The 9,662-nt window shown below is 64.3% G+C and carries 11 protein-coding genes; 7 read left to right on the forward strand and 4 right to left on the reverse strand.

The features are described 5' to 3' along the window. The 6 genes from E5W70_RS28190 to E5W70_RS28215 form a co-directional block, all read left to right on the forward strand. The coding region (locus E5W70_RS28190; protein ID WP_292664598.1) for an SAM-dependent methyltransferase at positions 1 to 375 on the forward strand (375 nt) is incomplete at its 5' end. Beyond that, positions 372 to 677 carry a DUF2849 domain-containing protein gene (locus E5W70_RS28195; protein WP_292664599.1) on the forward strand — a complete coding sequence of 102 codons (306 nt, stop codon included), beginning with the start codon at positions 372 to 374 and terminating at the stop codon, positions 675 to 677. The genes E5W70_RS28190 and E5W70_RS28195, both read left to right, overlap by 4 nt. 73 nt (positions 678 to 750) lie before the next feature. Next, positions 751 to 2,421 (forward strand): nitrite/sulfite reductase, encoded by a 1,671-nt coding sequence (locus E5W70_RS28200; protein WP_292664600.1) that lies wholly within the window; start codon positions 751 to 753, stop codon positions 2,419 to 2,421. Next, positions 2,396 to 3,160 carry a phosphoadenylyl-sulfate reductase gene (locus tag E5W70_RS28205; RefSeq protein ID WP_292664601.1) on the forward strand — a complete coding sequence of 255 codons (765 nt, stop codon included), beginning with the start codon at positions 2,396 to 2,398 and terminating at the stop codon, positions 3,158 to 3,160. Before E5W70_RS28200 ends, E5W70_RS28205 begins: the two co-directional genes overlap by 26 nt. Before the next feature lie 58 nt (positions 3,161 to 3,218). Further along, positions 3,219 to 3,755 carry a DUF934 domain-containing protein gene (locus tag E5W70_RS28210; protein WP_292664602.1) on the forward strand — a complete coding sequence of 179 codons (537 nt, stop codon included), beginning with the start codon at positions 3,219 to 3,221 and terminating at the stop codon, positions 3,753 to 3,755. A 137-nt stretch (positions 3,756 to 3,892) separates the two neighbouring features. Continuing rightward, a complete protein-coding gene (locus E5W70_RS28215; protein ID WP_292664603.1) occupies positions 3,893 to 4,513 on the forward strand; it encodes a DJ-1/PfpI family protein in 621 nt (206 codons plus the stop codon). Between the two features lie 44 nt (positions 4,514 to 4,557). On the opposite strand, the gene E5W70_RS28220 is transcribed toward E5W70_RS28215, so the two are convergent. Together E5W70_RS28220 and E5W70_RS28225 are read right to left on the reverse strand one after the other, a co-directional pair. Continuing rightward, a complete protein-coding gene (locus tag E5W70_RS28220; RefSeq protein WP_023675248.1) occupies positions 4,558 to 5,580 on the reverse strand; it encodes a fatty acid desaturase in 1,023 nt (340 codons plus the stop codon). 125 nt (positions 5,581 to 5,705) lie between these two features. Further along, positions 5,706 to 5,909 carry a hypothetical protein gene (locus E5W70_RS28225; RefSeq protein WP_023675249.1) on the reverse strand — a complete coding sequence of 68 codons (204 nt, stop codon included), beginning with the start codon at positions 5,907 to 5,909 and terminating at the stop codon, positions 5,706 to 5,708. Positions 5,910 to 6,145: 236 nt separating this feature from the next. Between E5W70_RS28225 and grpE the strand changes: the two genes are divergently transcribed. Beyond that, a complete protein-coding gene (grpE, locus tag E5W70_RS28230; protein WP_292664604.1) occupies positions 6,146 to 6,781 on the forward strand; it encodes a nucleotide exchange factor GrpE in 636 nt (211 codons plus the stop codon). 136 nt (positions 6,782 to 6,917) lie between these two features. Here the strand turns inward: grpE and E5W70_RS28235 are convergent, their stop codons facing one another. Together E5W70_RS28235 and E5W70_RS28240 are read right to left on the reverse strand one after the other, a co-directional pair. Further along, positions 6,918 to 7,793 carry a GNAT family N-acetyltransferase gene (locus tag E5W70_RS28235; RefSeq protein WP_292664606.1) on the reverse strand — a complete coding sequence of 292 codons (876 nt, stop codon included), beginning with the start codon at positions 7,791 to 7,793 and terminating at the stop codon, positions 6,918 to 6,920. A 149-nt stretch (positions 7,794 to 7,942) separates the two neighbouring features. Further along, the coding region (locus E5W70_RS28240; protein ID WP_292664605.1) for a response regulator at positions 7,943 to 9,662 on the reverse strand (1,720 nt) is incomplete at its 5' end.

The raw sequence follows: 9,662 nt of genomic DNA on the forward strand, positions 1-9,662 counted from the left end.
GTGTTCACCACCGGCCACGACCTCAGGGGAAATTCGCTGCCAGACTGGGCAAAGCTCGCCATTTCCGGCGCGACGGTCGCCGTCTATATGGGGCGCTCGGTCGCCGCCGAGGTCGCCGGCCGGCTGATCGAAGCCGGCCTGTCGCCGGATACGGCCGTCGCCGTGGTCGAGAATGCCAGCCTTGCCAACCGCCGCCGTTTCCACGGCACGCTCGCCGACCTGCCGTCGCTGGAGGCGCGTGCCGACCTCAGCGGCCCGGTGATGACCATCATCGGCGACGCGGTCGCCGGCGCCAATTTCGAACGGTCCGAGCCGCTGGCGGCACACAGGCAGGAAAGCGTGGCCCGTGCTGCCGCGCAAGGAGTGAGCCAATGAAAGTCCTGACCGCGAACCGCCTCGCCGACGGCATAGCCGTCTGGTACGCCAATGGCGGCTGGGCCGAGACCATCGACCATGCCGACATCGCCCATGACAAGGCGGCCGAGGACCGGCTGGAGGCGATCGGCGCCAAGGCCTCCGCCAACAACGAAGTGGTCGACGTCAACCTGATCGACGTGACCGTGGTCAACGGTGCAGTCGAGGCGGTCCGGCTGCGTGAAAAGATCCGCGCCGCCGGCCCGACCACCCGCAACGATCTGGGCAAGCAGGCTCGTCCGCAGGCCGCACGCGCGGCGTAGATGACACAAGCATGATCCCGATCATGCTCGAACGAAGAAAATAACGGGCGGACGCGCCCGGAAAGATCTGAATATGTACCGTTACGATGAGTTCGACCACGATTTCGTCAAGGCCCGCGTCGCCGAGTTCAGCGATCAGGTCGCGCGGCGGCTTGCCGGCGAGATCACCGAGGACCAGTTCCGGCCGCTTCGGCTGATGAACGGCGTCTATCTGCAGCTGCATGCCTATATGCTGCGCATCGCGGTGCCCTACGGCACGCTCAACAGCAAGCAGCTGCGCATGCTCGGCCACATCGCCCGCAAATACGACAAGGGTTATGGGCATTTCACGACGCGCCAGAACATCCAGTTCAACTGGCCGGCGCTGTCGGACATTCCGGCGATCCTGGCGGATCTGGCAAGCGTCGAGATGCACGCCATCCAGACCAGCGGCAACTGCATTCGCAACGTCACCGCCGACCACTTCGCCGGCGCCGCCGCCGACGAGGTTGCCGATCCGCGCCCCTATGCCGAAATCCTGCGGCAATGGTCGTCGGTGCATCCGGAGTTTTCGTTCCTGCCGCGAAAATTCAAGATCGCGGTGACCGGCGCCGAGCGCGACCGCGCCGCCATCCAGACGCACGACATCGGCCTGCACCTGAAGAAGAACGCTGCCGGTGAGCTCGGTTTCGCCGTCTATGTCGGCGGCGGCCAGGGCCGCACGCCGATGGTCGCCAAGAAGATCCGCGACTTCCTGCCCGAAGCGGATCTGTTGTCCTATTGCACAGCGATCCTGCGCGTTTACAACCTCTACGGCCGTCGCGACAACAAGTTCAAGGCGCGCATAAAGATCCTGGTCCATGAGACCGGCGTCGAGGAGATCACCCGCCAGGTCGAGGCCGAATGGCAGGAGTTGAAGGACGCCGAGCTGAGGCTGCCGGAAGCCGACATCCGTGCCATCGACGCCTATTTCGCGCCGCCGGCGCTTGTCGACCGGCCGGAAGGCGACGAGGCGGTCAAGCTTGCCCGGCTCGACTCCAAGAGCTTTTCCGAATGGCTGGACCAGAATGTGGTCACCCATCGCCATCCCGACTACGCGGCGGTGACCATCTCGCTCAAGGGCATCGGCGAGACGCCGGGCGACGCCTCCGACAGCCAGATGGAAGCGGTCGCCGACATTGCCGAAAAATATTCATTCGACGAGCTGCGCGTCAGCCACGAGCAGAACCTCATCCTGCCGCATGTCGCGCGGGCCGACCTCAAGGCGGTCTACGACGCGCTTGTCGATATCGGGCTGGCGACGGCCAATTCCAACCTGATCAGCGACATCATCTCCTGCCCCGGCCTCGATTATTGCGCGCTGGCGACGGCGCGCTCGATTCCCGTGGCGCAGGAAATCTCGCGGCGCTTCGCCTCGCTGGAGCGCCAGCGCGAGATCGGCGAATTGAAGCTGAAGATTTCCGGCTGCATCAATGCCTGCGGCCATCACCATGTCGGCCATATCGGCATCCTCGGCGTCGAGAAGAAAGGCGCCGAGCTCTACCAGGTGACGCTCGGCGGCTCGGCCGACGAGAATACCTCGGTCGGCGAGATCATCGGCCGCGGCTTCAGTTCGGAAGAGATCACCGATGCCATCGAGCAGATCGTCGAGACCTATCTCGGGCTTCGGCTGGACAGAAACGAACGATTCATCGACGCCTACCGCCGAGTCGGTCCCGCGCCGTTCAAGGAGGCGCTCTATGCTGGCGAAACCAAGGCCGCTTGACCGCATCGTCGACGTCGAGGCCGGCATCGCCGCCGAAGCGGCGGGCCTCGACGCGCTCTATGGCCACCTGAAGCCGCTGGAGATCATCGAGCGGTCGGCCCGGGAATTCTTTCACGGCGAAATCGCCGCCGTCTCGTCCTTCGGCGCGGATTCGGCGGTGCTGCTGCACATGATCGCCGAGATCGACCGCACGCTGCCGGTGATCTTTCTCGACACCGGCAAGCATTTCGAGGAAACGCTCGGCTATCGTGACGCGCTGGTCGCCGATTTCGGGCTGACCGATATCCGGGTGATCAGGCCCGACGATGCGGCGCTGGCAAGGATCGACCCGACCGGCAATCTGAACGAGACCGATACCGACGCCTGCTGCGACGTGCGCAAGGTCGAGCCGCTGGCGCGCGGCGTCGAGCCGTTCCGCGCATGGTTCACCGGCCGCAAGCGCTTCCAGGCGGCGACCCGGGCAGCGCTTCCGGTGTTCGAGGCGGTCGGCTCGCGCATCCGCATCAATCCGCTGGCGCACTGGACGACATCGGACCAGGCCGGCTACATGCGCGCACATGCGCTGCGTGAAAACCCGCTGGTCGCCTATGGCTATCTGTCGATCGGCTGCTTCCCATGCACGCAGCCGGTGCAGCCGGGCGACGACGCGCGCAGCGGACGCTGGGCCGGGCACGCCAAGACCGAATGCGGCATTCATTTGTCGGGGCTGGAAAGGTCGCTGACCGACGCCTCGCTTTAGGGTCTTTTTTGGGATCCAGGATTTTTGGCATCCAGATTTTGGACTTGGGAATTTCTTGATGAGCGACTTGATAGCCGAAAACGCCACGCGGCTGTGGACACCGGATGGGTTCCGCGAGGACGAATGGGTTCATGCCGAAAGCGCCGAGGCGCTGGTCGGCAATGGCCGTTTCATCCTGCCGCTGCAGGCGTTTCTCGGCCTCGATCCGGAGGTGCGGCGGTCGGCGAAGGAACGCATCGGCGTGCTGCTGCAGCCCGGCGACCAGCTCGAAAAGATCGCCGGCCTGCTCGATCAGCTGTCGCTGGTGGCGCTGGCCTTCCCGGCGTTCAATGACGGCCGCTCGTTCTCCAAGGGCGAATTGCTGCGCAGCCGTTACCACTTCACCGGCGCCATGCGCGCCACCGGGCAAGTGCTGGTCGACCAGCTGCCGCATATGCTGCGCCTCGGCTTCGACGAATTCGAGATCTCGCACCCGGTGCTGCTGAAGCGACTCGAGCAAGGCCGCACCGGCGGACTGCCGCTGTCCTATCAGCCGGCGGTGAAGCCGGAGGCCAAAGGCCCGAAATATTCCTGGCGGCGGGTGCGCGCCGGCTGATCCGCTCCAGAGGGCCAGAAACCCTATCTGGTCGGACCACATTGCGGATTCGGTCTTTTGTTTTGCCCGTCCCGGCCTTAGGATAGGTCCATTATTTCGCGATCCGAATAAATGTGGCCACAAGGGAGGAACCGGGTATGGCTGGCAAGAAGATATTGATGCTCGTTGGCGAGTTCAGCGAGGAATACGAGATTTTCGTCTTTGAACAGGCCATGCATGCGGTGGGCCACACCGTCCACGTCGTCTGCCCGGACAAGAAGGCCGGCGATGTCCTGAAGACCTCGCTGCACGACTTCGAAGGCCACCAGACCTATACGGAAAAGCTCGGCCACGACTACGTCCTCAACAAGACATTTTCGGAGGTCAATCCGGCCGACTACGACGCCGTCTACGCGGCGGGCGGACGTGGGCCGGAATATATCCGCATCGACAAGCGCGTGCAGGCGCTGGTGCGGCATTTCCATGAAACCGGCAAGCCGATCTTCACCATCTGCCACGGCGTGCAGATCCTGATCGCGGTCGACGGCGTGGTGCGCGGCCGCGAGGTTGCGGCGCTGCAATATTGCGAGCCGGAAGTCACGCTGGCCGGCGGCATCTATATCGATGTTGCGCCGACCGGCGCCCATGTCGACGGCAATCTTGTGTCGGCCAAGGGCTGGCCGGGCCTTGCCGCCTTCATGCGCGAATGCCTGAAAGTGCTGGGCACCGAGATCCGCCAGGGCGAGATCCTGATGCGCGACGAACGCCGGGCGGCTTAAGCTCGGAATTTGGGGCCCACCGCACCCTTGGTGCGGCGGTGCGTCTACACGGCCATCCGCGCTTCGCGGAACGATACCAGTTTGCTGCGGCTCTCGTCCCACAGCGCCAGCTTGACGCAGCGCAGGCTGTCGAGAAGCGTGACGCGGCCGATCTCACGCAATTCCGGATAGTCCCTCAGCACTTCCGGAAGCCGATAGCATGGCACCTTGGCCGAGAGGTGGTGCACGTGGTGGACGCCGATATTGCCGGTAATCCAGTTCAGCACCGGCGGCAGGTCGTAATAGGACGAACCGTGCAGGGCTGCGTGCTGGAATTCCCACTCGGAGTCCTTTGTCCACTCCGTCTCCTCGAACTGGTGCTGGACATAAAACAGCCAGATGCCGGCCGATCCGGCGAGGATGACGATCGGCAAATGCACTACCAGGAACGCGCCAGGGCCAACGAACCAGATGAGCAGCGCGGCGATGACCGCGATAGCGAGATTGGTCGACATCGACGACACCCAGGGGGTGAGGCCGCCCCGCATCATGCCCAACGGCAGTCTCTGCTCGAAAATGAAGATCCATATCGGGCCAAGGCCAAACATCACCAGCGGATGGCGATAGAGGCGATAGGCGAGCCGGCCCCGCCACGACAATTGCCGGTATTCGGCTACGGTCAGTGTCTTGATGTCGCCGGTGCCGCGCTCGTCGAGATTGCCGGCGCTGGCGTGATGGGTTGCGTGGGCGCGGCGCCAGCAATCGTAGGGCGTCAGCGTCAGCACGCCAAGCACGCGGCCGATCCAGTCGTCGGCATAGCGATTGGCAAAGAAGGACCCGTGGCCGCAATCGTGCTGGATCATGAAAATCCGCACCAGAAAGCCGGCTGCCGGAAGGATGAGGACCAGACCCCACCAATGGCCATAGGCATAGGCGGCCGAGGACAGTGCCCACAGCGTGGCGAAGGGGATGAGAGTGATGGCGAGTTCGACGGCGCTGCGACGCCTGTCGGGCTTTTTATAGCGCGACAGGATTTTCAACCAGGCGCGCTTGCTGTTTGCCACAGCTTCGGGGGAAATCATGTTCATCATGAAACATAGGCGGAGCGGGGCGCTGCCGCAAGGCGGAGATCACGCAAAGTTACTGCGCGTAAATGTCGCGCGATGGCAAGGAATGCGGCCACAATCGCCGGGCGCGACGCCGGCAACGACGCCTACCGACGGCGCCCGCCTGCGACCACCTTGGCTTCCACGCCGTCCAGGCGGTCGAGCAATTCCTTCAGACGGTCGGGAATATCGGACTCCGTGCGGAAAGCCGGCAAGGTGCGCAGAAAGCGCTTGGTCGCCTCAGTGCCGAGCTGGCGCCGGATATCGGCGGCGAGCCCGTCGCGTTTTTCGCCGTTCCTGCGGGGCATCATCTCAAAATCCTGTGTCGGCTTCGAAACTCTTCCACGGGAGGAATGGTTCCCGCATTGTAGTAGCCTGGCAAGCAAAGCCGGCGGGTACGGTAAAGTTTGAATTAAAATCGAAAGGTTTGCGCCGTCGGTCATCAGCCGCGACAGCGGCTGGAGTATCGCTTGCCCCTTGATTTTTGGCCGCTAAACCTCGATATCGGGCGCAAATCCACACCATTCGAAAATGACGGGAAACGGCGATGAGCGACCAGGCAAAAGACGAACGCGTGCCCGATGAAGCCGAGAAGACCGAGGCTGCCGCGGAGCCAAGGGAAGGCGGCGTCGACGGCGACTATGAAGCGCTTGTGCGGCTTCTGAAGGAAAACGAAGAGCTGAAGGATCGCGCGCTGCGCGTCGCGGCCGACATGGAGAATTTGCGCCGCCGCACCGCCCGCGACGTTCACGATGCGCGCGCCTACGCGGTTGCCAACTTTGCCCGCGACATGCTGTCGGTATCAGACAATCTGCGCCGTGCGCTGGATGCCATCCCGGAGGAGGCCAAGGCGTCCGGCGATGCCGGGTTCAAAGCGTTGATCGACGGCGTCGAGATCACCGAGCGCGCCATGCTGTCGGCGCTGGAGCGCCACGGCGTGAAGAAGCTCGAGCCCGAGGGTGAGAAATTCGATCCGAATTTCCACCAGGCGATGTTCGAGGTGCCCAATCCCGACGTACCGGCCAACACGGTCGTGCAGGTCGTGCAGCCCGGCTATTCGATCGGCGAGCGTGTGCTGCGGCCGGCCATGGTCGGCGTCGCCAAGGGCGGCCCCAAGCATGTGGCAAGCGAAGCGCCGGTGGAGCCGGGACCGGTCAACGAGCAGGCTGAGAAGGATGCGTAAGTTAGGGGAGTAGGGGAATAGCGCAGTACGGGAGTAGGGAATAACGCTACGTCGGGCAAAGTAGAGCAATTGCCTACTCCGGTCGTTGCCTTCTCTCTGCCTACTCCCCTACTGCCTTATTCCCCTACTGCCTTACTCAGGCCGCAAACCGCTGCGCTTCCCCGCCATAATAATTGACGTAGCGGGCGCCGATCTCCTTGACCGGCATCACCACGAACACGTCGACCGTCGAGAATTCACGGTCGATGACGCAGCCGTCGCCAATGCGCGCGCCGACGCGCAGATAGCCCTTGACCAGCGGTGGCATCGCGGCGATCGCCGCTTTGGCATTGACGGCCTCGATCGGCATCAGATCCATGGAACAATAGCGCCCGGCGACGGCACGCACGTCCCACGATGAATTCGTCCGGCAGTGGTGGGCAAGATAGGTCAGCGCCTCGGCATGTGCCGCCGGCACGGTGCCGTGGAACGACGCGCAGCCGGTCATCACGCCGATGCCGTAATGGTTGATATAGGCCCAGATGCCTTGCCACAGGGCCTCGATGGTGCGCTTCGAGCGGTATTCCGGCAGAACGCAGGAGCGGCCGAGCTCGAGGAAGCGCTGGCCGGGATGCCGCGCGATCAGCTTGGTCAGCTCGAATTCGCCTTCGGAATAGAAGCCGCCGGCGGCCGCGGCAATCTCCTGCCGCAGCAGGCGGTAGGTGCCGACGATGCGGCGATGCTCGGGGCCGGAAAGCGAAGTATCGAAGACCAGCAGATGATCGCAGAGGGGATCGAAGCGATCGGCATCACGGCGGTCCTGCATCTGGAACAGGTCCTTCCTGGCACCAAGCTCGTCGTAGAACACCCGGTAGCGCACTTCCTGCGCGGCAGCGATCTCGGCCTCGTTGCGGGCGAGCCGCACTTCGAGATTGCCGATGCGGCCGAGCGATGCGCCTTTTATGACGGCATCGGCGTTCCGGCCGACGAGCAAAGGCCCGCTGGCGTTCGGCCGAGCATCACATTCCGGCATGACTGTATGCACGAGTGATTCTCCTTCGAGCCATCCCTCTTGGCACGGGGATACGGTGTAGGTGCAACAGGATTGTGACAGTACCGTGATACGGCTCTGCGGGCAATACTTCGTCGGCTGGGTAATCTATCAACCGTCTATGTTGTGCCTCAGGCGGCCACTTGCCCTTCGACCGCATGAACCAGGGCATCGGGGTCGAGCGGCTTGGTGACGAAGCCGCTGGCACCGTGAGCGAGCACGGCGTGGCGGGTCTTTTCCTGGCTGTCGGCCGACAGCACCATGATCGGCACCGGCGGCACCGCGGTCTCCTCCTCATGGCGGCGGATGGCGGCGATGGCGTCCAGACCGTCCATGACCGGCATGTGCAAGTCCATCAGCACCACGTCGTAGCGGTGCTTGTGGCCGGTGCTGATGACCGCCTCGACCGCGGCCTTGCCGTTGCCGACCACTTTCACGCGATGCCCGGCCTTCAGCAGCGTGGCGCGGGCCAGCATGGCGTTGATGTCGTTGTCCTCGGCGATCAGCACCGACAGGCCCTGCTGGCGGGCGCCAATGGCGTGCCCAGCCTGCGCGCCGCGCTTTTGCGGTTGTGGCTCTGCGATGACCGGCGCATGGCTGGTCAAAAGCACGCGCAGCAATGTCTCGCCGCGCACCGGCCTCGCCAGGAAGGTGGCGTAACCGTTGGCACGGAATTCGCCAAGCATGCCGCGGTCGGTCGGCGCGATCAGCGTCACCGCCTCGCAATCGGCAAATCCGCCCTGGCGCAGGCGCCTGAGCAGCCTGCCGTCGCTTTGCTCCATGGCAGCATCGATCAGCAGCACGTCGCAGCCCTCGGCGAAAGGGGTGGCCTGGGCGGCGGTGGTGGCCAGATCGACCGTGCCGCCATTGGCGCGAATGGTGCGGGCGATGGCTTCGGCCTCGACCAGGTTCTTCGACACGATCACCGCATGCCGGCCCGACAGCGGGTCCTGGCGGATCTGCGGCGCCTCGACGGCGGAAATAGCGGGGATATCGAAGACGAATTCGGACCCCTGGCCAAGCCGGCTCGACACAGAGATGGTGCCGCCCATGGCGGTCACCAGGCGCTTGGAAATGGCGAGACCGAGGCCGGCACCGCCATGCGCACGGGTCGAGGTGCCGTCAGCCTGTTCGAAGTCCTCGAAGATGCGCTCCATGTCCTCCTCGCGCAGACCGGGGCCGGTGTCGGTGATGGTGAAGCGGATGCGGTTGGTGGTTTCGGTGCGGACGCGGGCGATGCTTGCCAGGACGCCGCCGCTGTCGGTGAACTTGACGGCGTTGCCGATGAGGTTGAGCAGCACCTGCCTGACCCTGCCGGGGTCGGCGGTGATCAGCTGCGGCACGTCGGGTTCGACATGACAGCCGAGGCCGATATCCTTGGCAAAAGCCCGCGCCGCCAAAAGCTCGATGACATTGTCGGCGATCTCGCGCACCGACATCGGCTGCGGTTCGGGATCGAAGCGGCCGGCCTCGATCTTGGAGTAGTCGAGCAGGTCCTCGATCAGCGCCAGCAGCGCGCTGGCCGAGGTCGAGATGGCGCCGACATAGGTCCGCTGCTCGGGCGAAAGGCTGGTGTCGGCGAGAAGCCGGGCCATGCCCATGATGCCGTTCATCGGCGTGCGGATCTCGTGGCTGACGGTGGCGAGGAAGCGCGATTTGGCCTGGCTTGCATATTCGGCCCGCTCGCGGGCGGTGATCAGCGAGGATTCGGCGCGCTTGCGGGCAGTGATGTCGCGGGCGATGGCGCGATGCGAAACGGCGCCGCTGTCCTTGTCGCGCACCGACAGCTCGATCCAAGAGAACCAGCGTGGGCCGTCCGGCGTGCGAATGGCGACATCGGTGGAACTCAGG

Source organism: Mesorhizobium sp. (assembly GCF_005063415.1).
In the GTDB taxonomy this organism is placed as follows: domain Bacteria; phylum Pseudomonadota; class Alphaproteobacteria; order Rhizobiales; family Rhizobiaceae; genus Mesorhizobium.